This window comes from Microbispora hainanensis, assembly GCF_036186745.1.
Classification (GTDB): Bacteria; Actinomycetota; Actinomycetes; order Streptosporangiales; family Streptosporangiaceae; genus Microbispora.
The window spans coordinates 1,420,784-1,445,673 of sequence record NZ_CP108086.1 but is presented as its reverse complement, the minus strand read 5'-3'; the positions used below and the strand labels follow the sequence as shown (position 1 = coordinate 1,445,673).

At 71.4% G+C, this 24,890-nt stretch carries 20 protein-coding genes and 1 riboswitch; of the genes, 11 read left to right on the top strand and 9 right to left on the bottom strand.

The genetic code is table 11. The features are described from left to right. Positions 1-148: 148 nt before the first annotated feature. Positions 149-1,330 carry an MFS transporter gene (locus OHB01_RS06570; RefSeq protein ID WP_147943099.1) on the bottom strand — a complete coding sequence of 394 codons (1,182 nt, stop codon included), beginning with the start codon at positions 1,328-1,330 and terminating at the stop codon, positions 149-151. 121 nt (positions 1,331-1,451) lie between these two features. Further along, positions 1,452-2,876 carry an alpha,alpha-trehalose-phosphate synthase (UDP-forming) gene (locus tag OHB01_RS06565; RefSeq protein WP_142650916.1) on the bottom strand — a complete coding sequence of 475 codons (1,425 nt, stop codon included), beginning with the start codon at positions 2,874-2,876 and terminating at the stop codon, positions 1,452-1,454. Positions 2,877-2,979: 103 nt separating this feature from the next. Between OHB01_RS06565 and OHB01_RS06560 the strand changes: the two genes are divergently transcribed. From OHB01_RS06560 to groL, 5 genes are all read left to right on the top strand, one after another. Continuing rightward, positions 2,980-3,531 (top strand): RNA polymerase sigma factor, encoded by a 552-nt coding sequence (locus OHB01_RS06560; protein WP_142650917.1) that lies wholly within the window; start codon positions 2,980-2,982, stop codon positions 3,529-3,531. A 260-nt stretch (positions 3,532-3,791) separates the two neighbouring features. Then, positions 3,792-3,931, top strand: a riboswitch (SAM riboswitch). A 14-nt stretch (positions 3,932-3,945) separates the two neighbouring features. Continuing rightward, complete coding sequence (gene thrC, locus OHB01_RS06555) at positions 3,946-5,220, top strand: threonine synthase (RefSeq protein ID WP_328855089.1); 1,275 nt, start codon at positions 3,946-3,948, stop codon at positions 5,218-5,220. A 45-nt stretch (positions 5,221-5,265) separates the two neighbouring features. Next, entirely contained in the window at positions 5,266-5,541 is a 276-nt protein-coding gene (locus tag OHB01_RS06550; protein ID WP_142650919.1) for a MoaD/ThiS family protein, read from the top strand. A gap of 256 nt (positions 5,542-5,797) precedes the next feature. Beyond that, a complete protein-coding gene (locus OHB01_RS06545) occupies positions 5,798-5,998 on the top strand; it encodes a cold-shock protein (protein ID WP_079319298.1) in 201 nt (66 codons plus the stop codon). Positions 5,999-6,401: 403 nt separating this feature from the next. Further along, on the top strand, positions 6,402-8,024 hold the full coding sequence (gene groL, locus OHB01_RS06540) for a chaperonin GroEL (RefSeq protein ID WP_079319299.1): 1,623 nt from the start codon (positions 6,402-6,404) through the stop codon (positions 8,022-8,024). Positions 8,025-8,095: 71 nt separating this feature from the next. On the opposite strand, the gene OHB01_RS06535 is transcribed toward groL, so the two are convergent. Continuing rightward, positions 8,096-8,524: a GNAT family N-acetyltransferase gene (locus OHB01_RS06535; RefSeq protein ID WP_147943100.1), complete on the bottom strand. Its 429-nt coding sequence runs from the start codon at positions 8,522-8,524 to the stop codon at positions 8,096-8,098. Further along, complete coding sequence (locus tag OHB01_RS06530; protein ID WP_147943101.1) at positions 8,521-10,506, bottom strand: HelD family protein; 1,986 nt, start codon at positions 10,504-10,506, stop codon at positions 8,521-8,523. The genes OHB01_RS06535 and OHB01_RS06530 overlap by 4 nt, the downstream gene beginning before the upstream one ends. A gap of 65 nt (positions 10,507-10,571) precedes the next feature. On the opposite strand from OHB01_RS06530, the gene OHB01_RS06525 reads away from it, so the two are divergent. Beyond that, positions 10,572-10,952 (top strand): hypothetical protein, encoded by a 381-nt coding sequence (locus OHB01_RS06525; RefSeq protein ID WP_142650922.1) that lies wholly within the window; start codon positions 10,572-10,574, stop codon positions 10,950-10,952. Positions 10,953-11,878: 926 nt separating this feature from the next. On the opposite strand, the gene OHB01_RS06520 is transcribed toward OHB01_RS06525, so the two are convergent. The 3 genes from OHB01_RS06520 to OHB01_RS06510 all read right to left on the bottom strand — a co-directional run bounded on the left by OHB01_RS06520 (position 11,879) and on the right by OHB01_RS06510 (position 16,494). Next, on the bottom strand, positions 11,879-13,534 hold the full coding sequence (locus tag OHB01_RS06520; protein ID WP_142650923.1) for a DNA repair helicase XPB: 1,656 nt from the start codon (positions 13,532-13,534) through the stop codon (positions 11,879-11,881). Positions 13,535-13,606: 72 nt separating this feature from the next. Further along, complete coding sequence (locus OHB01_RS06515; RefSeq protein WP_328855088.1) at positions 13,607-14,077, bottom strand: hypothetical protein; 471 nt, start codon at positions 14,075-14,077, stop codon at positions 13,607-13,609. Between the two features lie 47 nt (positions 14,078-14,124). After that, positions 14,125-16,494, bottom strand: a complete 2,370-nt coding sequence (locus OHB01_RS06510) for a helicase C-terminal domain-containing protein (protein ID WP_328709048.1) — start codon at positions 16,492-16,494, stop codon at positions 14,125-14,127. Positions 16,495-16,690: 196 nt separating this feature from the next. Here OHB01_RS06510 and OHB01_RS06505 point away from each other — a divergent pair, with 196 nt between their 5' ends. Beyond that, positions 16,691-17,089: a cold-shock protein gene (locus OHB01_RS06505; protein WP_142650926.1), complete on the top strand. Its 399-nt coding sequence runs from the start codon at positions 16,691-16,693 to the stop codon at positions 17,087-17,089. A gap of 167 nt (positions 17,090-17,256) precedes the next feature. On the opposite strand, the gene OHB01_RS06500 is transcribed toward OHB01_RS06505, so the two are convergent. Then, entirely contained in the window at positions 17,257-18,486 is a 1,230-nt protein-coding gene (locus OHB01_RS06500) for an MFS transporter (protein WP_240971978.1), read from the bottom strand. 137 nt (positions 18,487-18,623) lie between these two features. Here OHB01_RS06500 and OHB01_RS06495 point away from each other — a divergent pair, with 137 nt between their 5' ends. The 3 genes from OHB01_RS06495 to OHB01_RS06485 all read left to right on the top strand — a co-directional run bounded on the left by OHB01_RS06495 (position 18,624) and on the right by OHB01_RS06485 (position 23,003). Continuing rightward, positions 18,624-19,421 carry a DUF3027 domain-containing protein gene (locus OHB01_RS06495; RefSeq protein WP_142650928.1) on the top strand — a complete coding sequence of 266 codons (798 nt, stop codon included), beginning with the start codon at positions 18,624-18,626 and terminating at the stop codon, positions 19,419-19,421. A gap of 2 nt (positions 19,422-19,423) precedes the next feature. Beyond that, positions 19,424-22,369 (top strand): sacsin N-terminal ATP-binding-like domain-containing protein, encoded by a 2,946-nt coding sequence (locus tag OHB01_RS06490; protein ID WP_142650929.1) that lies wholly within the window; start codon positions 19,424-19,426, stop codon positions 22,367-22,369. Between the two features lie 133 nt (positions 22,370-22,502). Further along, entirely contained in the window at positions 22,503-23,003 is a 501-nt protein-coding gene (locus OHB01_RS06485; protein WP_205830930.1) for a TetR/AcrR family transcriptional regulator C-terminal domain-containing protein, read from the top strand. Between the two features lie 12 nt (positions 23,004-23,015). Here OHB01_RS06485 and OHB01_RS06480 read toward each other — a convergent pair whose 3' ends face one another. Continuing rightward, positions 23,016-23,273 carry a DUF2530 domain-containing protein gene (locus OHB01_RS06480; RefSeq protein ID WP_147943107.1) on the bottom strand — a complete coding sequence of 86 codons (258 nt, stop codon included), beginning with the start codon at positions 23,271-23,273 and terminating at the stop codon, positions 23,016-23,018. Positions 23,274-23,409: 136 nt separating this feature from the next. Here OHB01_RS06480 and OHB01_RS06475 point away from each other — a divergent pair, with 136 nt between their 5' ends. After that, the gene (locus tag OHB01_RS06475) at positions 23,410-24,873 is read left to right on the top strand and encodes an NCS2 family permease (RefSeq protein WP_261985748.1); all 1,464 of its coding nucleotides are present in this window, start codon (positions 23,410-23,412) and stop codon (positions 24,871-24,873) included. Positions 24,874-24,890 lie beyond the last annotated feature (17 nt).

Below are 24,890 nucleotides of genomic sequence, written 5' to 3'. Positions count from 1 at the left end.
GCCTGGTGGACGTGTCGCCGGATCTTGGGCAAGTCGGTCACTGCGCCGCAAGGAAGCTCCGGTCCTCGCGAAACCCGCTTCGCTGGGCCTTCGCTGCGGTCCTCGCTCCCTTCCGCTCCGCTCCCTCCACGCGCGTCGATGGACGGCGCTAGGAACGCGTCCGGGAGGCGGCCGCTCCTCCGGCGGCCACCGCGATCAGGGCGGGCGCGAGCAGGAACGCCGTGTGCGTCCCGAAGCCGTCGCCCAGCGCGCCGAGCACGAACGGCCCGCTGCCCGAGCCCACGCCCGCCCAGATCGAGGCCGCGCCGGACGCCTGGTCCGGCCGGCCTCCCGACACCTCGATCATGCGGGTGAGGCCCATGGGGAACTGGACCGAGATGCCGAGCCCGCTGAGCGCGAGCCCGGCGTAGCAGACCGGCGCCGAGGTCCCGGCCCAGAACAGCGCCCAGCCCGCCAGGGTCACCCCGAGCGAGCCGAGCAGCACCGAACCCGGCGCGAAGCGCAGGGCCAGCCGGGCGCCGCCGAACCGGCCTGCCGCCATGCCGGCCAGCATCGCGCTCAGCCCGGTCGCCGCCAGGCCGGGCGACAACCCGGTCCGCTGGGAGAGCAGCTCGGCGGCCCACAGGTTGAAGGCGAACTCGATGGCCACGCAGCACAGCAGGACCACCCCGGCGATGTGGAAGCGCCAGCCGTACGGCGCCCTGCCATCTGATGCCTCCGGCATTGTGCCGCTGCCCGGCCCCTCTGGCACCGCCGCGGACGGTGATGGCACCCAGATCCGGCCCATGAGCAGGGCCAGCAGGAGGGTGGAGGCCACCGGCACGAACAGCGCGGGCCGCCAGCCGGCCGGTGATTCGGCCACCACGCTGAAGGCGTAGGTGGTGGCGATTCCGGCGATCACGCCGACCGCGTTGGCCTCGCTGATGACGGCCGCCCCAGCCTGGCCGTGGTGGTCGCTGAGCACCGCCATCATCACGTAGAGCGCCGTCGAACCGCAGCAGCCGGCGAGCGTGAAACCGGCCAGGGTGAACGGGAGGGCGTGTCCGAACACGACGAGGAGCACCCCGGCGTTCATCCCGGTCAGGCCGGCCCAGGTGACGACGCGCCGTCCGAATCGCCTGGTCAGCGCCGGCAGGGCCAGCCCGCCGGCGATGCCGCCCAGCGCCATCCCGGTGCCGTGCAGCCCGGCGACGGCCTGGGAGACGCCGAGCTCGGCGCGCAGGAGGGGGAGGGCGGCGGACAGGCCGTAGAGGTAGGTGGCGAAGGTGGCGAGCTGGAGATAGATCAACCAGGTGGGGCTGTCCCTGATGACCTTTATGTTGCGGTCCAAAGTCAGGCAAGGCTAGCGCAGCCGATCATCCGGGACGAGGGCCGGACGCTGTGGCGTACAGCACCCGCACCGGATCAGCGCAAGGCGACGGCACGTCAGCGCCGGGCGGGGTCGGCCGGGATCAGGGCAGTGCGGCGAGCTGGTCGTCGAACCAGCGCTGGGGCGGCAGGGCGGTGGCGGCCTCGCGCAGCCGCAGGCCGCGCCTGAGCCGTTCCTGCTCGGGCAGCGTCAGCGCGTCGTGCAGCGCCGCAGCGGTGCCGGACACGTCGTAGGGGTTGACGAGCAGGGAGTCGGCCCCCAGCTCGGCCGCCGCGCCCGCCTCGCGGGACAGCACGAGCGCGCACCGGGGCGACAGGATCGGACCCTCCTTGGCCACCAGGTTCATGCCGTCCCTGATCGGGTTGACGAGCAGCACGTCGGCCAGCCGGTAGGCGGCCAGCGAGCGCGGATAGTCGTCGTTCACGTTGAGGATCAGCGGGTCCCAGTCCTCGGTCGCGTACTCGTCCTCGATCTCCTTGGCGCAGCGCTGCACGGCCGCTGTGTATTCGCGATATTCCGGCAGGTCGTGGCGGGAGGGGTAGGCGAACGCTAGGTGGACGACCCGGCCGTGCCATTCGGGGTGGGTGGCCAGGAACTCCTGGTAGGCGCGCAGGCCGCGCACGATGTTCTTGGACAGCTCGGTGCGGTCGATGCGCACGATCAGCTTGCGGTCGCCCACGAGGTCTCTGATCACGGACATGTGCGACTCGACGTCCTGCTCGGCGGCCCGGGCCAGCAGCGCCTCGCCGTTCACGCCGAGCGGGTGCACGCCGATCCTGGTGGTCCGCCCCTCGTACGTGACCGTCCGGGCGGCGTGGTCGACGTCGGCGCCGAGCAGGGCTTCGCAGCAGTCCATGAAGGCGCGGGCCCAGCGCGCGGTGAGGAATCCGGCGTGGTCGGCGCCGAGGATGCCGGTCAGCACCTCCGCCACGACGTCCTCGGGCAGCAGTGCGAAGTATTCCGGCGGCGCCCAGGGCGTGTGCGAGAAGTGGGCGATGCGCAGGTCGGGCCGCTCGACCCGGAGCATCGCCGGGGTCAGCGTCAGGTGGTAGTCCTGCACCATGACGCGCGCCCGGTGGGCCGCCTCCTCGGCCAGGGCCAGGGCGAACGCGCCGTTGTACGTGCGGTACGACTCCCACTCGCGGCGGAACCGCGTGCCGAACTCGGGGGAGAAGGGCGTGTTGTAAAGCAGGTGGTTGACGAACCACAGGGTCGAGTTGGCCACGGCGTTGTAGGCCCGGTGGAAGACGGCGGGCGGAATGTCCAGCATGCGGATCGGGCCCGTGTCGAAGGCCCGGTCGAGCCGCCCGCCGTGCGTCCGGCGCACCGCCCCCCGGTCGCCGTCCGACAGCGCCGCGCAGACCCACAGGACGTCGGTGTCCTTGACCACCTCGGACAGGCCGGAGACGAGCCCGCCGCCGCCCCTGCGCATGGTCAGGCCGCCGTCTTCAGACAGCGTGAAGGACACCGGGCCCCGGTTGGACGCGATCAGAACGGTGCTGCTCATCTTCGGGTTCCCTCGATCAGAGCGGGCGCGCATGCCGGAAGATTAATAAAAGCCGACCTCCGTCAATAGGATGTCAACCGATCGCGGGAGGGCTGGATACGGCATGGCACTGGACGACACCACCGAGGACCTGGCCCGATCTGCTGCCCGGGGGGACCATCGCGCGCTCGGCGAACTGCTGCGGCGCATCGAGCCCGACGTGCTGCGGCACTGCGAGAGGCTTCTACCGTATCGGCAGGACGCCGAGGAGGCGGCGCAGGACACGCTGCTCGCCGTGGCGCGCAACATCGCGAGGTTCGAGGGGCGGGCAAGGTTCAGCACCTGGCTGCACATCGTGACCGTCAACTGCGCCAGGACCACCTATCGCTCGCTCAAGCGGCGTTCGTCCGAACAGGTGGAGGAGCTGCCCGAGCAGCGGCCCGATCCCCGGCGGGTGAGCGTCATCGCCGGCTCGCGGCTCGACCTGCTCGACGCGATGGAGGCGCTGGAGGCCGAGCGGCCCGACCTCGCCCAGGCGCTCGTGCTGCGCGACATCTGCCAGCTCGACTACGCGGAGGTCGCCGACCAGCTCAAAATCCCCCTCGGGACGGTCAAGTCCCGCATCCACCAAGCGCGCAAGTACGTGCAGAGCGCCCTCGGCGAGGCGTACGGCTGATACAAAACGTCTCGCCATATGAGACGTCAGAACGGACACCGGGGACGCCGGGGTACAGTGCTAGTGCCGCGACTGACAAGATTTGCCCGCACGGGGCGATGGCCAGACTGGTGCATCGCAAGGCGGAGGAGGAGCTCGTAGCCGGAGGCCACGGGCGACGACGACAACGCCGCGAGGTGCCGCTCTGGGTGACGCGACGGGGCAAAGATTGGCAGGAGGGGCACTTAAGGACCTTCTCTGGAAGGTCCTACAACTGAACATGCTCATCCAGAGGGGTGGAGGGACCGGCCCTGCGAAGCCCCGGCAACCTCCCCGGTGTCGAACTCGTGCCCACGAGGCCCGGCCGGGACAGGTGCCAATTCCGGCTCGTGGCCAAGGTGGTCGCGAGCGAAGATGAGGGAAAGGCCTCGCTTCATGGCGCACACCAGCACTGCCGCTAGCACTCCCGCGAACACCGTCGAGTTCGGCCCCGCCACCGGACTTTCGTGTCGTGAATGTGGCGCTCTTTACGAACTCGGCCCGATTTTCGCCTGTACGGAGTGTTTCGGCCCCCTTGAGGTGGCGTACGATTTCGGCGAGATCCGTCGGGAGGACATCGAGTCCGGCCCGGCGAACATCTGGCGTTACCGCTCCCTGCTCCCCGTTCCCGCCGGCGTGACGGCCAAGCCCAACCTCCAGCCAGGCTGGACCAAGCTCGTGAAGGCCGACAGGCTGGCGGCCGAGCTGGGCCTGCGGTCGCTGCACGTCAAGGACGACTCCGGCAACCCGACCCACTCCTTCAAGGACCGGGTCGTCGCGATCGCGCTGGAGGCCGCGCGCAACTTCGGCTTCCACACCCTGTCGTGCTCCTCCACCGGCAACCTCGCCGGCGCGGTGGGCGCGGCGGCCGCCCGGGCCGGGCTGGACTCCTGCGTGTTCATCCCCGCCGACCTGGAGCCGGCCAAGGTGACCATGGCCGCGGTGTACGGCGGCCGCCTCGTCGCCATCGACGGCACCTACGACGAGGTCAACCGCTTCTGCTCCGAGCTCATCGGCGACGAGCTGGGTGAGAAGTGGGGCTTCGTCAACGTCAATCTCCGGCCCTACTATGCCGAGGGCTCCAAGACGCTGGCGTACGAGATCGCCGAGCAGCTCGGCTGGCGGCTGCCCGACCAGATCGTCATCCCGGTGGCCTCCGGCTCGCAGCTCACGAAGATCGACAAGGGCTTCCGTGAGCTGATCAAGCTGGGGCTGGTCGAGGAGCGGCCCTACCGGATCTTCGGTGCGCAGGCCGAGGGCTGCTCGCCGGTCTCCCGGGCGTTCAAGGCCCGGCAGGACGTGGTGCAGCCGGTGCGGCCCGACACCATCGCCAAGTCCCTGGCAATCGGCAACCCGGCGGACGGGCCGTACGTGCTCGACATCGCGCGCCGGACGGGCGGCGCGGTGGAGGACGTGACCGACGAGGAGATCGTCGACGCGATCCGCCTGCTGGCCAGGACCGAGGGCGTCTTCGCCGAGACCGCGGGCGGCGTCACGGTCGGCGTGCTGCGCAAGCTGGTCCGCGAGGGCCGCCTCGACCCGGACGCCGAGACCGTGGTGCTGAACACCGGCGACGGGCTCAAGACGCTCGACGCGGTGGCCGAGCACGCCCGTCCCACCGCCGTCATCCGTCCCTCTCTCGACGCGTTCCGTGCGGCATTCGCCAACTGAAAGCGTTTCAAAAGGCCCATCGGCAGTAACGAAAGCGAGCGAACAATGAGCGTTTCCGTGCGGATTCCGACGATTCTCCGGACGTACACCAACGGGGCCGCGGAGGTGAGCGGCGAGGGAGGAACGCTTCGCGAGGTCCTGCAGAAGCTCGACGCGGACTACCCGGGCATCGGCGGGCGCATCCTGGACGAGACCGGTAAGATCCGGCGTTTTGTCAACGTCTACGTCGGAGAAGAGGACGTCCGATTCGCCGAGGGTCTGGACACCGCCACGCCGGACGGAGTGCAGATTTCGGTCATCCCCGCCGTCGCCGGAGGCTGAGCCGCCGCACCGGGGCCGAGCACCTGACATGCGCTTCTGTGGGTGGAGAAGTCATACGGTGCCATGGCAAATGGTGCAGCTCTCAACTATTAAACAGTAAAGTGAATATTCTTCGGTCCCGCTTTGAGCGAACGCCAAGTAGTAGTTTGCGGATTGACTCTGTTGTCCTACGGCTTGACACGGGTATGGTCGATGTCGATCGACAAAACCGGGGGCTTCTTGGGTGTGGTCCCCAGCCCAGCAAGAGGAGTCGGAAGTGGCGCAGGGCACCGTCAAATGGTTTAACGCGGACAAGGGCTACGGCTTCATCGCGGTAGACGGTGGTAAGGACGTGTTCGTCCATTACTCGGCAATCCTGATGGACGGCTACAAGGCCCTCGAGCAGGGTCAGCGGGTTGAGTTCGACATCACGCAGGGTCAGAAGGGCCCGCAGGCGGAAGCCGTACGCGCCGTCTGATCCCGTCATCGACCTACGGAAGGCCCGGTGCGCGACCCCGCGCACCGGGCCTTCCGCCTGCTGTACGCCTTCTTTGCCTTACTCGGCCCCGCGGTTCAGGCCGGTGAGTGTGGTGCTCCGGAGGGAGCCTGGCCCCTTGGTCTCGGCCGGCTCGGCTGGTGAGTCTCGGCAGGTGGCGCGGCGCACCGAAGGGATGCTCCGGACATACCGTACAAGCTGGTCAGCATGGCTTCCGCTTGCACTCTCAGGGGTAGAGTGCTAAATACTTGTTTGGCACTCTGAGGTCGAGAGTGACAACAATCGGGATCGGGGCGATGGGGCCCGCGCAGGGATAGCGGGTCCATGCCGTCGCGGGCGTCGGCTCGGTCCGTGAAGACACCCTGCTACTGGGAGGTCTAGCCTAATGGCAGCCAAGATGATCGCGTTTGACGAGGACGCCCGGCGCGGTCTCGAGCGCGGTATGAACCAGCTCGCCGACGCCGTGAAGGTGACCCTCGGCCCGAAGGGCCGCAACGTCGTGCTGGAGAAGAAGTGGGGCGCCCCCACGATCACCAACGACGGTGTCTCCATCGCCAAGGAGATCGAGCTCGAGGACCCGTGGGAGAAGATCGGCGCCGAGCTCGTCAAGGAAGTCGCCAAGAAGACCGACGACGTCGCCGGTGACGGCACCACGACGGCTACCGTGCTCGCCCAGGCGCTGGTCCGTGAGGGTCTGCGCAACGTCGCCGCGGGTGCGAACCCGATGGCGCTGAAGAAGGGCATCGAGGCCGCCGTCGAGCGCGTCAGCGAGGAGCTGTCGAAGCTCGCCAAGGACGTGGAGACCAAGGAGCAGATCGCCTCCACCGCCTCCATCTCCGCCGCCGACACCGAGATCGGCGCCCTCATCGCCGAGGCGATGGACAAGGTGGGCAAGGAAGGCGTCATCACCGTCGAGGAGAGCAACACCTTCGGCCTGGAGCTGGAGCTCACCGAGGGCATGCGCTTCGACAAGGGCTACGTGTCCGGCTACTTCGTGACCGACCCCGAGCGCATGGAGGCGGTCTTCGAGGACCCGTACATCCTGATCGTCAACTCCAAGGTCTCGGCCAACAAGGACCTGCTGCCGCTGCTCGACAAGGTCGTGCAGTCCGGCAAGCCGCTGGTCATCATCGCCGAGGACGTCGAGGGCGAGGCCCTGGCCACCCTGGTCGTCAACAAGATCCGCGGCCTGTTCAAGTCCGTCGCCGTCAAGGCTCCGGGCTTCGGCGACCGCCGCAAGGCCATGCTGGGCGACATCGCCATCCTCACCGGTGGCCAGGTCATCTCCGAGGAGGTCGGTCTCAAGCTCGAGAACGCCACCCTCGACCTGCTCGGCCGCGCCCGCAAGGTCGTCGTCACCAAGGACGAGACCACGATCGTCGACGGCGCCGGTGACGCCGAGCAGATCGCCGGCCGGGTCAACGAGATCCGCGCCGAGATCGAGCGCACCGACTCCGACTACGACCGCGAGAAGCTCCAGGAGCGCCTCGCCAAGCTGGCCGGCGGCGTCGCCGTCATCAAGGCCGGCGCGGCCACCGAGGTCGAGCTCAAGGAGCGCAAGCACCGCATCGAGGACGCCGTCCGCAACGCGAAGGCCGCGGTCGAGGAGGGCATCGTCCCCGGTGGTGGCGTGGCTCTGCTGCAGGCCGGCGCCAACGCGTTCGACAAGCTCGAGGTCAACGGCGACGAGGCCACCGGTGCCGCGATCGTCCGCAAGGCCCTTGAGGAGCCGCTGAAGCAGATCGCCGTCAACGCCGGCCTCGAGGGCGGCGTCGTGGTGGAGAAGGTCCGCAACCTCCCGGCTGGTGAGGGCCTCAACGCCGCGACCGGCGAGTACGTCAACATGTTCGAGTCCGGCATCATCGACCCGGCCAAGGTCACCCGCTCGGCGCTGCAGAACGCGGCGTCCATCGCGGCGCTGTTCCTGACCACCGAGGCCGTCATCGCCGAGAAGCCCGAGAAGGAGAAGGCCCCCGCCATGCCCGGCGGCGGCGACATGGACTTCTGATCCATCTGCCTGCTTCGTCTCAACGGAAGGGCGGTTCCCCTCGGGGGAACCGCCCTTTCCCGTTGAACGCGTCAGGTGAGGCGTCTGACCCAGCGGGCGCAGTCGGTCTGCATCGTGTATCCCGCCGCAGTCCAGGCGTGATGCGCCAGGGCGTTGTCGTGCAGGACCATCGCGTCGGCGCGGAACGCGCCGAACTTCCTGAACCGCTCCTCGGCGGCCCGGATCAGCAGCGATCCGATGCCCATGCGCCGGTGGGCGGGGTCCACGGCGAGCCGGTAGAGGTGGGCGCGCCAGCCGTCCCATCCGGCGATGAGCGTGCCGACCATGCGGCCGTCGATCTCGGCGACGAGCAGCGCCTCGGGATCGCGCTCGATCAGGGCCACCACCTTGCCCGCGTCGTCGTGCCTGTCGGTGTTCTCCGCGGCCTCAAGCCAGAACCGCAGTACGGCCGGGACGTCGTCGAGCGCTCCATAGCGGACGCGTACGTCGGGAGAGGTCATCGCAGCTCCTCCGGAAGATCGCGGTCGTGCAGGACGGTCAGCGACGTTACCGCCCGGGTGAGGACCACGTAGAGGCGGGCGAGGCCACGCTCCTCCGCCTCCACGATCGCGGCCGGCTCGACGACGATCACGTGGTCGTACTCCAGACCCTTGGCGAGCGTCGCCGGGACCAGCAGCACCCGGTCGTCGCCCGTCGAGTCGGGGCCGAGCACCGTGTGCGGCACCGCCGCGGCCTCCAGAGCCGCCGAGAGCGCGGGAAGGGCCGAGTCCGGGGCGATGACGCCGATGGAGCCCTCCTGCGCGAGAGCCTGCCGTACGGCCCCGGGGAGGGCGGCGGTGACGTCGGCCTCGCGGCGTACGGACAGGGAGCCTGCGCCGGGACGCAGCGAGCGCGGCGGGGCGAGATCCGGCGCCACGGAGGGCAGCAGCCGCGCGGCGAAGTCGAGGACCTCGCGAGGCACACGGAAGCCGAGCGTGAGCTCGGTGACCTCGCCGGACGGCTGGCCGAGGTGGTCGAGCACGGTCTTCCACGAACGCGCCGACCAGGGCGTGGTGCCCTGGGCGAGATCGCCGAGCACGGTGGCCGAGCCGGTGCGGCAGCGGCGTCCGAGCGCCCGCAACTGCATCGCCGACAGGTCCTGCGCCTCGTCCACCACGAGGTGTCCCCGCGACGGCGTCCGTTCGATGAGGTCGGCCAGCTCGTCCAGCAGCGCCGCGTCGGCGGCCGTCCACTTGGCCGAGCGGTGCGACTTGTACGGCTTGCGCCACAGGATCAGGGCCTGCTCCTCCGGCGAGAGGTCCGACTTCGCCGCCTTGGCGAGGAACTCCGCGTCCGACAGCAGCCGGAACAGCACCTGCTCGGGGGTGAGCTTCGGCCAGACGGCGTCGAGCACGGCCTTGACCGGCTTCGACCGGGCCACGGCGTCCTGGACCCGGTCGTCGGGCGACTCGCCGCGCCGTTCCATCTGGACGAGCACGGCGTGGGCGAGCCGCTGGGCCAGGGTGGCGCGGCCCGGGCCGTACCGGGTCGTGCCGCGCAGCGAGGCGACGATCTCGCGGACCTCGTGATCGGGCACCCGATAGCGGTTGATGCCCTTGGTGAACAGCACCCCGTCGACCGGCTTGGTCACGTGCAGCCACAGCGCCCGCCTGACGACCTCGGCCATGCGGGCGTCGCCCTTCACGGCCGCCACCGCGGGGTCCTCGGGATGGGCATGGTCGCCCAGGACCCCGGCCACCGTCGTCTGGTCGACCTTCACCTCGCCGAGCGCGGGCAGCACCGAGGAGATGTAGGACAGGAAGGCCCGGTTGGGCCCGACGATCGTCACGCCCGAGCGCGCCAGCTTCTCCCGGTGGGTGAAGAGCAGGTAGGCCGCGCGGTGCAGGCCCACGGCCGTCTTGCCCGTGCCCGGCGCCCCCTGCACGCAGACGGTCACGCCGAGGTCGGCGCGGACGATCTCGTCCTGGTCGGGCTGGATGGTCGCCACGATGTCGCGCATCGGGCCGGTGCGGGGCCGCTCGATCTCCTCGGTCAGCAGCCTGCTCTGCCCGAGCGCCCGGCCGTCGAGCGGCTCGTCCTCGTACGCGGTGAGGTCGCCGCCCTGGTAGCCGAACCGGCGGCGCAGCGCCACCCCCATCGGGTCGGCGGGGCTGGCCTGGTAGAAGGCGCGCGAGACCGGGGCGCGCCAGTCGATCACGAGGGGCCGGCTGCTCTCGTCGTGGACGTGCCTGCGGCCGACGTAGACCGTGCTCGGCAGGTCGTCGCCGGCCGCACGGTCCAACCGGCCGAAGAACAGCGGCGCGTCGGGGTGGTCGGCCAGTGCGGCCACCCGCTGGTCGAGCAGGCCCTGCAGAACCTGCTGCGACACCCAGTCGCCGGCGGCGTCCGCCGACAGCGACTGCGCGTGCTCGCGCATCGCTCGCAGCGCGGCTCGGGAGGCCGCGAGATGGGCGCGCTCGGCTTCGAGCACATCTCCGGGCATGCGAAAACTCCTCTGGGCATGACGAGGTCGGGACTTGTGGAAGCGGGAAACTCAAGAGCTTAGCGATGGACACCGCGATGCCGAAACGGTATTTCTCTCGCGTGTCGCTCTTTCCCGGGACGGGTATCTGTACCCGGGTGACGCGCACCGTGGTTCCTCCGGCGATCCCGGCCGCGGCGAGCCTGCTGCTCGCCGCGCTGTGGGGGTTCGCGGTTTTCGGCGACTGGAGCACGCAGGCCTTCTGCACGACGAGCGTGGGACCGTCGCCGGGCTGTGCGGACCGGATCGCCTCGGTGGTCACGGTGTCCGTGATGGTCGGAGTGGTTGCGGTGTGCGCCACCGGGTTCGCCTGGTTCGCCCGGCGCGAGTCCCTGTACGGCGTCGCCGTGGCGGCCTGGATCGTCGCGCTGGTGGTGTTGTTCGTCGGCGGCCTGACTGTCCAGTGACCGCGCCCCCTTGACCGGCGCGAGAAGCTTTCCGGAGGAGGCGTTGGAGCGCTCCATCGTCGGCCCCCGGGAGAACGACATGCAGTAGTGGGGTGATTTGTCCTGATATGCCGCGTGGGTGAGCCGGGCTCGCCGTTCTGCGTGAGCCGGGCGTATAGACGGGCGGGATGAGGGGCAGCGAGAAACCAGGATCAAGACGAAAAATGCGCATATTGTGTGATTCGCCTTGTCTGCTGGGTATTGCCGCCATCACGACTGCATCATGTGAGGGCAAAGCGCGAGGAGGTGATGTGGTGACCAGCCCCAAGGGCATCTCCTGGACCTAGTGAGCACACGCCACCGGGCTCGGGGAGCGGAGCGGGCTTGGCGAGGACCGGGACCGGGCTCGCCGGTTCGCCGGTCATGCGTTGGACCTGGTCGCGCAGCGCCCGCCCCGCGGCGGTGGTTGCCCCCTCGTCGCCGATCAGCCCGCGCGCGGCGCATCGAGTCGCGCGCGGTGAACAAGGTCGCAGCCGGTGAACAAGGCCGGGCGCGGCGGCCTGCTTCGCGCCACGCCGGCCGGTGCCCGCGAAGCTCTGCCCCGGCCCCGCGAAGCTCTGCCCCGGGCCGCGAAGCCTTGGGCTGGGACCCCGAAAGCCCTACGCCAGGCCGCGAAGCTCTGCCCCGGGCCGAGAAGCTTTGCGCCGGGCCGCGAAAGGTGCAGGAACCCGGAGCGCTGTGTCGGTCCGGGATCCGTGCATCGGGGTCTGCGCGAAGCCGTACGTCGCGAACTCGAAGCTCTGTGCCGGGGCCGCGGTCAGCGCCCAGCCCGGAGCGCTGTGTCGGCCCGGGATCCGTGCATCGGGGTCTGCGCGAAGCCGTACGTCGCGAACCCGAAGCTCTGTGCCGGGGCCGCGGTCAGCGCCGGGTCCTCTTGGCCTGCGTCGTCAGCGTGCGGGGTCTTCTTCGCCCACGTCGTCGGCGTCGATGATGTGGTACGCGTAGCCCTGCTCGGCCAGGAACCGCTGCCGGTGCGCGGCGAACTCCTGGTCGACCGTGTCGCGGCTGACCACCGAGTAGAACCGTGCGCCGCCGCCGTCGGCCTTGGGGCGCAGCACCCGGCCGAGCCGCTGCGCCTCCTCCTGGCGTGAGCCGAACGTGCCGGAGACCTGGATCGCCACGGACGCCTCGGGCAGGTCGATGGAGAAGTTGGCGACCTTCGAGACCACCAGCACCCGGATCTCCTTGTCGCGGAACGCCTGGAACAGGCGCTCGCGCTCCTTGACCTTGGTCTCGCCCTTGATGACCGGCGCGTTCAGGTGCTCGCCCAGCTCGTCGAGCTGGTCGATGTACTGCCCGATGACCAGCACCTGCTCGTCGGCGTGCCGCCGCACCAGCGCCTCGGTCACCCGCGTCTTGGCGGGTGTGGTCGAGCAGAACCGGTAGCGCTCGTCGTTCTCGGCCATCGCGTAGGCCAGCCGCTCGTCGTCGCTGAGCGTCACCCGCACCTCGACGCACTCGGCGGGGGCGATGTAGCCCTGGTTCTCCATCTCCTTCCAGGGCGCGTCGTAGCGCTTGGGCCCGATGAGCGAGAAGACGTCGCCCTCCCGGCCGTCCTCGCGTACGAGCGTGGCGGTGAGGCCGATGCGCCGGCGGGCCTGGAGGTCGGCGGTCATCCGGAAGATCGGCGCGGGCAGCAGGTGGACCTCGTCGTAGACGACGAGCCCCCAGTCGCGGGCGTCGAACAGCTCAAGGTGCCGGTAGGTGCCCTGCCGCCGGGTCGTCATGACCTGGTAGGTGGCGATCGTGACCGGCCGGATCTCCTTCTTGGTGCCGGTGTATTCGCCGATCTCGTCCTCGGTCAGCGAGGTGCGCCTGAGCAGCTCCTGCTTCCACTGGTGGGCGGAGACCGTGTTGGTGACGAGGATCAGCGTGGTCGCGCGGGCGTGCGCCATGGCCGCCGCGCCGACGATCGTCTTGCCCGCGCCACACGGCAGCACCACGACCCCGGAGCCGCCGTGCCAGAACGCGTCGGCCGCCTCCTTCTGGTAGGGCCGCAGCGACCAGCCGTCCTCGCGCAGGTCGATGGGGTGGTGCTCGCCGTCGACGTATCCGGCCAGGTCCTCGGCCGGCCAGCCGAGCTTGAGCAGCGTCTGCTTGATGTTGCCGCGCTCGGAGGGGTGCACGGCCACGATGTCGGCTCCGAAGCGCTCCCCGACCAGTGGCTGGATCTTCTTGGAGCGCAGCACCTCCTCCAGCACGGCCCGGTCGGTGCTGGTGAGCACCAGGCCGTGGATGGGGTGCTTCTCCAGCCGCAGCCTGCCGTACCGCGCCATGGTCTCGGCGACGTCCACGAGCAGCGCGTGCGGCACCGGATAGCGGCTGAAGCCGATCAGCGCGTCGATCACCTGCTCGGCGTCGTGCCCGGCGGCCCGGGCGTTCCACAGCGCGAGCGGGGTGACCCGGTAGGTGTGGACGTGCTCGGGCGCGCGCTCGAGTTCGGCGAACGGGGCGATGGCCTTCCGGCACTCGTCCGCCCTCGGGTGGTCGACCTCCAGCAGCAGCGTCTTGTCCGACTGGACGATCAGCGGCCCGTCACTCAATGCCTGCTCCCCCTCGTACGGCTAACGCCTATCAAACACGAGGCCGGGCCGAATCAGTCCCGGTCGCGGGAATCAGTCGTCGAGGTAGCCGTTGATCCCGGCCCAGATGAGCGCGCCGATCCCGATCGCGAACAGGGCGGCGTTGATGCCGATGGAGATCCACGTCCACTTGAGCAGCTTGCGGGACTGGTCCGGCTCGGTGTCCACCTTGCCGAGCGCGACCCCGGACAGGATCGCCCCGGCGATGCCGCCGAGAGTGAAGTAGCAGCTCAGCGCCAGCACGATGCTGACGACGAGGGCCACGATCGCGTGCGTGCGCGGGCCCTGCTGCCGCGGCGGGTAGTAGCCGTAGCCGTACGGCTGCTGCCCGTACTGCCCGTACTGCTGGTTGGGGTCGGGTCCGGGCGGCGGGCCGTACGGGCCGTACTGCTGTTGTCCGTAGGGGGGCTGTCCGTAGGGGGTGGAGCCGGACTGCGGTCCATAGGGGTTGGACGGCGTCCGCCAATCCTGGGGCCCCTGCCCCGGCTGCTCCGGAGTCGTCATCCTGAGATCCTTTACTACGGGGGACCTCAAGATTTACCACGGATGTGTCATCGGCCGATCTCGGCGATGCCGGTGATGCGGTGCAGGGCGAAGCGGTGGACGGTCGCCCGGGTCTCGTCGTACGCGGTGAGGTAGCCGCCCTCCATCCGGGCCGGTTCGAGGATGCGGCTGGTGGCGTGTCCCTGCGAGTCGAGGTAGCCGATCCACACCCGCGTCCCCTGCCGGATGGCGTCCTGGAGCGCGCTGATCGTGGCGGTCGCGGGGGAGCGGGGCACCTGGCCCTCGGGCGCCTCCACGGGCCGCCGCCGCGAGTCCCCCGCCCGCATCGCCCGTACGGCCGCGGCGACCACCTCGGGGTCGGGGGCGGTGTTCGCGGTCACCCGGGCGGCGGGCTGCCCCTCGGTCCGCCGGGCGTCGGCCCGCGCGACGACGACGTCGCCCTCCAGCGACTCGGCCACCGGCGCGTATCCCATCGCCCGCAGCGAGTCGACCAGCGCGGCCCTGGACGTCTTGGACGCCAGCACGGTCGGCGCGAGCCGCCGCAGCCGCAGCAGGTGGGCCCGCTTGTCGGCGAGCACCTCGTCGAGCAGGGCAGGGTCGTCGCACCGGATGTACGCCGACGCCGTGCCGACCCGGATCCGACCGTGGCGGCGGGCCACATCGGTGACCAGGTAGCGCAGCGGCTGCGGCACCGGGGTGGCCGAGTGGCGTTCCAGCACGGTGAGCAGGTCGTCGGCCGAGTGCCCCGCGTCGAGCGCCCGGCGCACCGACTGCTCGGAGAAGCGGTAGACCGTCGCGCCGCCCTTGCTCTCCACATCGGCCATGAGCGCGAGCCTGCGGCCGAGGTCGGTGGTCAGCGGGCCGGGCGCCACGGCGGTGAGGTCGGCCTGCAGCAGCACGTGGTCGACCGCCTCGGGCAGCAGCGGGCCGAGCAGGCCGGCCGTCGTGCCGTCGCCCCGGGCCACGGCGCGGCCGTGTGAGGACGGCACGCCGAGCCCGGTCACGCCGATGTGCTCGGCCTCGCGCAGGGCGAAGCGTACGAGCCGGTCGCGCAGCGCGGGGCGACGGCGGGGCTGCTCCCAGGCGAGCCGGGCCAGCACCGACTCGGGCGTCGGTGCGAGGCCGGGCGGCGCCGCCTCCAGCACGGCGAGCGTGCGCGCCCGCGTCTGGGCCGCCCCCGGCCTGCGGAGATCGGGGTGGAGGGCGTTCATGGGACGGTCGCGGTCGTCCCGTTCGCCGATCAGCCCGGGGGCGCGCTCCATCGCGGCCCACGCGTCGGCGAGCACGGCCCAGCGGTCCTCGGTGGCCTTGATCCGCCAGCCGTCGTAGCCGCCCGTCGGCAGCCATTCCCCCTCGCCCGCCGCGACCAGCCCGGCCGCGTGCGCGACCTCGACCACCAGCCCGGCCGCCCACTCCGGCAGGTCGAGAAGCTGGGCCGTACGCCTGAGGTCGCGGATGGCGAGGCCGCCCGTGCGCAGCACGCCCGGCGGGTCGACGCTCCACACCTCGCACAGCTCCTCGACCATGCGCACGAACGTGAACGCCTGCCCGGCGGCCGTGCGGTCGGCCAGGTCCTGGTCGCGTACGGACCCCTCCAGGGCGGGCGGGCCGGGGGACAGGTCGCGGTGCACCCTGCCGTCGCGCAGCACGAGGGCGACCTCGCGGGGGAGCGCGACGGTCTCCTCGCCGGTCGCGCCGAGCAGGCCGCGGGCCAGCAGTTGCTCGATGGGCGACTGGGCGTTCGCGGCGTCCACTTCGCGGCGGGCGTTGGGCAGCCGTCCGCTCGCCGGGCCCCAGACGAGCTCGTTCAGGGCCGTCTGCGCCTGCGGGGAGACCTCGCCGACGAGCCGCGCGACCGTCGCGGGATCGGCCAGCAGCGCCGCGAGCCGTTCCCTGGCCGGCCGTTCGCCGTCCGCCCGCCCGTCCTCGTACGCCGGGTCGATGTCCCGCAGAAGCACGTCGAGCCGTTCGGGCGGGTGGTGGCGGAACACCTCGGCGGCCGGCGGTCCCAGGGAGGCCGGGGGTTCGAGCGCCTCGGCCACGCCCGGCGCGGGCAGCAGCGCGTCGGCGGCGCCGTAGACCAGGGCGCGCGTGGTCAGCACGCCGAGCGCGGCGTCGAGGGCGGACCCGAGGGTCTCGTCGTCGTGATCGGCGGGAACGGCGCGGCGGAGCAGGGAAAGCAACGTCTCGCGATCGGCGGGACCGGGCCGCAGGGCCAGCGTCTCCAGGACGGCGAGCGTGAACCGGTCGAGCCGGTCCAGCGCCCGGCCGATGGCCGAGGGGCTGGAGGCGCGGGCGGCCAGGCCGTCGATGTGCGCGGGGACGGGCGTCACGAGTTCGGGCCGCGCCGCCACGAGCGCCCGCAGCAGCTCGTCGGAACGGCCGCGAAGCCACTCGGCGAAGTCCGTGCCCGTCATTCTCTCCATGGTAGGGCTCGGCCTTCGTCCGGCCGCCGGAGCGCCCGTGTGGCAGGGGTTTGCGCACTCGCCGGGAAGATCGACAAGAATCTCGTCACGGGACGCTTCATTGGCCTTCGAGTGGGTCCATGGGGCCGGTCTCTGGGCATAACCTACCTACAGTCACCTTCACGACAGTCTGAACGAGGTCACCCCTGTGCCGAGTGGCAAGGTCAAGTGGTACGACGCCGACAAGGGTTTCGGCTTCCTCACCCGCGACGACGGCGGTGAGGTCTTCGTGCATTCCTCCGCCCTGCCCAAGGGGGTCGAGGCGCTCAAGCCCGGACAGAAGGTCGAGTTCGGTGTCGCCGAGAGCCGCCGCGGTCAGCAGGCGCTCTCGGTGCGGGTGATCGACCAGCCCCCGACGCTGGCCAAGACCGCCAAGGCCAAGGCGAAGCGGAAGAAGCCCGACGAGATGGTCGTGATCGTCGAGGATCTGATCAAGCTTCTCGACGACATCTCGAACTCCTACCAGCGGGGCAAGCACCCGGACGCGGCGCACGCCAAGAAGATCGCCACAGTCCTGCGCGCCGTCGCCGACGACCTCGACGCCTGACCGGTCCCCTCACCGGCCGCGTCCGTTCCCGCCGCCCGGCCAACCCCTGGGCGGACGCGGGCCGTGGCGGGGTGCGGGGCCGCGTAGGCGGGCGTGGTGGCGCGAGTGGCCGATTCAAGGCGGCTGGTTCAAGGCGCTGGTCCACGCGGCCGGTTCAGGTGGCCGGTTCAGGTGGCCGTGGCGGTGCGGGCGGCGAGCCTGCGGCGGCGGAGGATGACGAGGCGGCCGAACGCGAGCGCGAGGGCGGCGGACATCACGCCGAGCCCGGCGGGACCGGCCACGAACAGCGACATCACCAGGCCCAGCAGGCCGCCGAGGACCCAGGCGATCTGGAGCAGCGTCTCGGCGACGCCGAACGCCGAGGAGCGCACCTCCTCGCCGATCTCGCGCTGCACGATGGCGTCGAACGCGAGCTTGCCGAGGCCCTGGGCGAACGCGCCCACGAGGGCCACGGCGGCGGCGGTCCACACGTCGAAGAAGAAGGCCGCGGCGACGGTGGCGACCGTGGCCAGCGCGAGCGTGGCCATGACGGTCAGGTGCGGAGATCGGGATCGCGACCAGGAGCCGGCGGCGGCCCCGGCCAGGCCGCCCGCGCCCGCGGCGGCGGCCAGCAGCGCCAGCGCGGCCTTTGGATCCACGCCGCGCAGGTGGCCGTCCTGGACGAGGAACAGCAGGAAGAACACGAGGAAGCCCGACTGCACCCGGATCGCGGCGTTGGCCCCCATGGCCTCGCCCACCACCGGGCCCAGGCTGAGCACGGTGCGCCAGCGGGGGCGCGGCCCGGCCTCCTCCAGGTCGGGCGCGTCCACGTGCCGCGGCAGCCGTACGGCGAACGCCCCGGACAGCAGGAACAGCGGCACGGCGACGCGCAGCACCCAGTCGGCCCCGGCCACGGCGGACAGGCCGGCGGCGACACCGGCGCCGGCGCCGGCCGACACCAGCGCGAACAGCGCGACCCTGGCGTTGGCCGTCACCAACGGGATGTCGGCGGGCAGCACGCTCGGCATGACCGCCGCCCGTGACACGTTGTAGGCCTTCGAGAGGACGAGCACGGCGAGCGCCGAAGGAAACAGCGTGACCGTGTCGGAGGCGTGGACGGCGCCTGCCATCCCCCAGCACAGCAGGCCGCGCGCGAGCAGGGTGCCGGCCATGATGTAGCGGCGGCCCGATCGGAGCCGGTCGAGCACCGGCCCGACGAAGGGCGCCACCACCGCGAACGGCAGCATGGTGATCAGCAGATATGCCGCGACCTGGCCGCGGGCCTGGCCGACCGGCAGCCCGAACAGCAGCGCCCCGGCGAGGGCCACGGTGACCAGAGCGTCCCCGGCGGAATGGGCGGCGGTCACCTCGATGAGGTGGCCGAGACCGGTGCGCCCGGCTCCCTGGGCATGCGTCAACCGGCGCGTCGCACGCGCCGGTGCCCTCACAACACGCGTAACTTTCGCCCAAATCTTCACCATAGGCACCGAGGGTCCTTCCATGTTTTGCCCATCGAGCCGGTGCGGTCCGCTCGCGGCGTGGGTGAAAATGGAGTGTGAGTCGTACCCGAATCCGTAGCACTCCAGTCGACCAGGCCTGTGCGGCGGCGGTCGACCTCGCCCGCCGGGCCGCCGAAGACATCGCGCGCCCCGGGGAGGTGGGAGAGCACCTGGGCTTCGACAACGAGGGCGACCGGGTCGTCACCCATTACTTCGAGTGCCTCGACCGCGCCTACCACGGCTGGCGCTGGGCGATCACCGTCACCCGCGCCTCCCGCGCCCGTGTGGTGACCGTGAGCGAGACCGTGCTGCTGCCCGGCTCGGGCGCGCTGCTCGCTCCCCGCTGGGTGCCGTGGAACGAGCGCCTGCGCCCGGGTGACCTGGGCGTGGGCGACCTGTTGCCCGCCGAGGCCGACGACGACCGGCTCGTGCCCGGGTTCGCCTCCGCCGACGAGGACATCGACAAGCAGATGCTCTTCGAGCTCGGGCTTGGACGCGCCCGCGTCCTGTCCGTGCTCGGCCGTGACCTCGCCGCGCGACGCTGGCGCGCCGGTGAGGCCGGACCGCACACCCCGATCGCGCACGCCGCCCCGGCGCAATGCTCCACCTGCGGCTTCTACTGGCCGCTCGCCGGAGCGCTGGGCCTCGGCTTCGGCGTCTGCGCCAACGAGTACGCGCCGGACGACGGCCGCGTGGTGTCCGCCGACCACGGCTGCGGGGCGCACTCCGAGGCGACCACCGTGCCCTCGATGGTCATGGATCCGGCGCCGCCGATCCTGGACGACATGGGATATGACCTCATCGAGTCGGGCTCCGTGGACGAGGCCGGCTCCGAACCCCTGGGCCACGCCTGATCATGTTCGATACCGCGCGCCTGCGTGACACCGTTCTCGCGGCCTGGACGGCCTCGCCTGCCCGCTTCCGCGAGGACGCCAACGCCGAGGAGGACTTCGCCCTCGGCGGCTACCGCGACCGGCTGGTCGTGGAGCTCGCCCAGAACGCCGCCGACGCCGCGCTGCGGGCCGGCGTGCCGGGCCGCCTGCGGCTGACGCTCGCCGACGGCGTGCTGCTGGCCGCCAACGTCGGCGCGCCGCTCGACCAGACCGGCGTCGAGGGCCTGTGCACCCTGCGCGTCTCGGGCAAGAAGGACGAGGTGGGCGCGGCCGGCCGCTTCGGCGTCGGCTTCGCGGCCGTGGTGTCGGTCACCGACGCGCCCTCGATCGCCTCCCGGCTGCCCTCGGGCGAGGCCCACGGGGTGCGCTGGTCCCGCGAGGAGACCGCCGCGCTGGTCGCCGCCCGGCCGCAGCTCGCGGCCGAGCTGGAGGGCCGAGAGGGGCACGTCCCGCTGCTGCGGCTGCCGTTCTCCGACGACTCCCTTGAGGTCCCCGAGGGCTTCGACACGCTCGTACGGCTCCCGCTGCGCGACGAGGCCGCCGAGCAGGCCGTACGGCGGATGCTCGAAGAGGCGGGGCCCGCGCTGCCGCTGTCGATGCCGGCGCTGGAGGCCGTCGAGATCGAGGTGGACGGGCAGGTCCGCACGATCTCGGCCGAGGGCTGGCACGTGGTCACCGAGTCGGGCACGTTCACCCCGGATCAGGTGGCCGAGCTGTTCGCCGACCGGCCGACCGAGGAGCGGGCCCGGCCCTACTGGGAGGTCCGCTGGGCCGTCCCCGGTGGCCGCCGCGGCGACGTCCCCAGGGTCGTGCACGCGCCGACGCCGAGCGACGAGCCGCTCGACCTGCCCGCGCTGCTGATCGCGTCGTTCCCGATGACCACCGACCGGCGGCACGTCGCCCCCGGGCCGCTCACCGACTTCCTGGTCGCCAGGGCCGCCGAGGCGTACGTACGGCTGCTGGGGGAGCTTCCGGCGACCCCGGACCTGCTCGGCCTCGTGCCCGGCCTGATGGGCAAGGGCGCGCTCGACGCGGCGATCAGGCGGGAGATCGTCAGGGCGCTGCCGGACACGCCGCTGCTGCCGACGATCTCCGAGGGCGTCGTGCCGGGCAGCCAGGCGCGGGCGGTCGAGGGGCAGGCCGAGTTCCTGGAGAAGATCGCCGGCATCGTGCCCGGGCTGCTGCCATCGGGCTGGTCCTCCCGGCACCCGGCCCTGACCACGCTCGGCGTGCGCCGGGTCGAGCTGGCCGACGTCGTCGACATGCTGTCGGGCGAGGCAGTGGAGGACAAGGACCCGGCGTGGTGGCGGTCGCTCTACGACGTGCTGCCCGCCGACGACCCGGAGGCGATCGGCGCGATCGCCGTGCCGCTGGCCGACGGCCGCCTGGTGCGCGGCCCGCGCGGCACGCTCGTGCTGTCACAGGAATCGGGAACTTTCGACCCTGCTCTGCTCGCGCCGCTGGGGCTGCGGATCGTCCACCCGGACGCCGCGCACCCGCTGCTGCTGCGGCTGGGCGCGGCCGAGGCGACCCCGCGTACGGTCCTGGAGGACCCGCTCACCCACGCGGCCGTGGCCGAGTCGCTGCACAGCGCCGACCCCGAGCCGGTGGCCCAGGCCGTGCTGGCCCTGGTCGACGCGGCGGGCCTGACCGCGGGGGAGGCCCCCTGGCTGGCAGAGCTGGCGCTGCGCGGCGCCGACGGCGAGCTCTACGCGGCGGGCGAGCTGCTGCTGGCCGAGGGCTCGCTGGCCGGTCTGATCGACCCCGAGGTGCCGTTCGGCGTCGCCGCCCCCGACCTGGTGGAGAAGTTCGGCCCGCACGTGCTGGCGGCGGCCGGGGTGCTCGACGGCTTCGCCGTGGTCAACGACTCCGACGTGCTGCTCGACCCTGCCGAGTGCGACCACGATCTCGACCTCGAAGACGAGTGGCTGGAGGCCGTGCTCGACCTGCTGCCCGATCTCGACGTGCCGCCGGTGGTCCGGGAGTTCACCGCCGTACGCGACCTGGAATACGTCGCCGACTGGCAGAACGCCCTCGCGTTGCTGTCGCGGCCCCCGCTGCGCGCCGCCCTGCGGCCCATGCGGGTGCTCGCCGCGGGGGAGACCGTCGAGGTGCCGTCCTACACGGCCTGGTGGCTGTCGCGGCACGAGGTGCTCGCCGGGCGCAGGCCGACGGAGCTGCGGCTCCCGACGGGCGACCCGCTGCTGTTCGGCCTGTACGGCGAGGCGCCCGCGGGGATCGACGACGACGCGCTGAAGATGATCGGCGTCCGGTCCACGCTCGCCGACCTGCTCGACTCGCACGGCGGCCCGGAAGAGCTGCTCGACCTGCTGGCCGACTCGTCCCTTGAGGTCGACCGGGCCCAGCTGCGGTCGCTGTGGATCGCGCTGGCGGCCGTCGATCCCGACCGGGTGAGCCCGCCCGAGGCCGTACGGGCCGTGCTGAAGGGCACGGTCACGGTCGCGGACGTCGAGGACGGCCCGGTCGTGGTGGAGGCGCCCGACCTGCTCGCCCTGGTGGAGGACCGGCCGCTCGTGCTCGCGCCGTTCGACCTCGCCGAGGCGCTGTCGGAGGTGCTCGACCTGCCGCTCGCCGGTGAGGTGGTCACCGGAGCGGTCACCTCGGCCGGGACCGAGAAGCCCGTGCCGCCCGAGGTGCGCTCGTTGCTGCCCGGCGCCCCCGCGACGTACGTCGAGCACGACGAGCTGCTCGTGGACGGTAGGCCGGTGCCGTGGCGGTTCTTCGAGGGCGCGGTGCACGCGACCGGCGTGGACGGCCTGGCCAGGGGTCTCGCCTGGGCGGCCGGTCAGTGGGGCGACCGCCTCGCCGTGGCGGCGCTGCTGCGCGACCCCGCCCGGGTGCCCCTGCTGCTCGCCGAGGCCGACCTCGACCCCACGGCCTCGCTGTAGCCCACTGCCCGTCGGGAGCGCCGTGGGGTCTCAGCGCAGGGCAGGCAGGTCGTAGTCGGGCAGGTCGATGCTCGACGCCTTGGCGAACTGCGCCGCGATCAGGTTCCGCATCGGCCGGCGCGTCATGGCGCGCATGGAGGCGGTCTTCGGGCGGATGCGGTTTCCCGAGGAGCCGCCCCGGCACTGGCGGAGCAGGATCGAGCTGGCCGCCCGGATGCTGTGGGCGACGTTCCGGCGGCACCCGTGGCTCGCACCGGCCATGTCCGTGACACGACCGCAGCTCATCCCCAGCGCGCTGCCGTTCATGAAATGGGTGCTCGGCGCTCTCGACGGTCACGGCCTCGACGCCGTGACGATGCTCACCGCCTACATCACCGTGTTCAACCACATCCGGGGCACCGCGATCAACCTGGAGTTCGAGGCGGAGGCCGAGGCGCTGACCGGGCTCGACGCCGACGCCTGGATGGACGCCCGCAAGTCGGCGTTCGACGCGATCACGGCGGGGGGCGGGCTGCCGCTGTTCGAGCGCCTCCAGGCGGCCGGAGGATACGACTTCGACATGGACGCCCTGTTCGAGTTCGGCCTGCAGCGGCTTCTCGACGGCATCGCGACGCTCCTCGCCGGAGCGCGCTGAGAGGGGCCGCGGTCAGCGGCGGGGTTCCGGGTCGCCGGTTTCGGCGGCGGGGACGGGCTCGCGCAGGCGGGCGTCGCGGCGGCGGATGTAGAGGACCCCGAACACGCCGAGGCCGATCCCGGCGACGCAGACCCAGACCGGCCGCGGATCGGCCGGCCTGACCACGAGCAGCACGACGACCAGGGCGATCGCCCACAGGGCCGTCCCGACCAGGATCGTGAGGGTGTCCCTCGTCCTGAGAGGCTTGGGGTCCGGCCGGCGCTCGCTCACGCCAGCCAGCTTAGAAGGTCATGGCAGCATGCCGGTATCTTCATGACAAACCCGTCACGAAAAGACAACGCTGCCCCCCTGGCTCTTTCCGTGGATGGTAAGGGCCTGCGACTCTGCGCGCGTGAATGCGAACCCCATGAACACGTCTGGCTTTCTCGATCGGTACTTCTCCATCTCAGCGCGTGGTTCGTCCGTCGGACAGGAGGTCCGCGGCGGCTTCGCCACCTTCTTCACGATGGCCTACATCGTGGTGCTCAACCCGCTCATCATCGGCACCGTCGCCGACAAGACGGGCCAGTTCCTCGGTGACGGGCGGAACCCCAACATCGCGCTGGTCGCCGCGGCCACGGCGTTCGTCGCGGGCATCCTCACGATCATCATGGGCGTCTTCGGCCGGGTGCCGTTCGCCCTGGCCACCGGCCTTGGACTGAACGCCTTCCTCGCCTTCGGCATCGCCAGCCAGATGTCGTGGGAGGACGCGATGGGCCTGGTCGTGCTTGAGGGCATCGTCATCGCGATCCTCGTGGTGACGGGCTTCCGGGTGGCGGTGTTCCACGCGATCCCCGCCCAGCTCAAGACGGCGATCAGCGTCGGCATCGGCCTGTTCATCGCGCTGATCGGGTTCGTCGACGCCGGGTTCGTACGGCGCATGCCCGACGCGAGCAACACCACGGTCCCGGTCAAGCTCGGCGCGCTGGGCAACGGCTCGCTGACCGGGTGGCCCACGCTCGTCTTCGTCGTCGGCCTGCTCGTGACTGCCTTCCTCGTCGCACGCAGGGTCAAGGGCGCCATCCTGCTCGGCATCGTCGGCACGACCGTGCTCGCCATGATCGTCGAGGCGATCGGCAAGATCGGGCCGCAGACCCCGGACGGGAGCAACCCCAACGGGTGGTCGCTGAACGTGCCCGCGTGGCCGAAGAACTTCATCGAGCTGCCCGACCTGTCGCTGCTCGGCCAGTTCAGCCTGTTCGGGAGCTTCGCCAAGATCGGCGGCCTGGCGGCCGTGATGTTCGTCTTCACCCTCATGCTCGCCGACTTCTTCGACACGATGGGCACGATCGTCGGCGTGGGCCGCCAGGCCAACCTGGTGCAGGAGGACGGGACCGTCGAGCGCACCAAGGAGATCCTGCTCGTCGACTCCCTCGCGGCCGCGGCCGGCGGCGCGGCCAGCGTGTCGTCCAACACCACCTACATCGAGTCGGCGGCCGGCGTCGGCGAGGGCGCGCGCACCGGTCTGGCGAGCATCGTCACCGGCGTGCTGTTCCTCCTGGCCATGTTCTTCGCCCCGCTGACGGAGATCGTGCCGTTCGAGGCGGCGACCCCGGCTCTCGTGGTCGTCGGCTTCCTGATGATGACCCAGGTCAAGGAGATCGACTTCAGCGACTTCGAGACCGCGATCCCCGCGTTCCTGACCATCGTGCTCATGCCGTTCACGTACTCGATCACCGCCGGGATCGGTGCGGGCTTCGTGAGCTACATCGTCATCAAGGTGCTCCGCGGCAAGGCGCGCGAGCTCCACCCGCTGATGTGGGTCGTGGGCGCGCTGTTCGTCGTGTATTTCGCGCTGGAGCCCATCAAGAGCCTGCTCGGCCTGGGCTGATCCGCGCGGTACGGAGG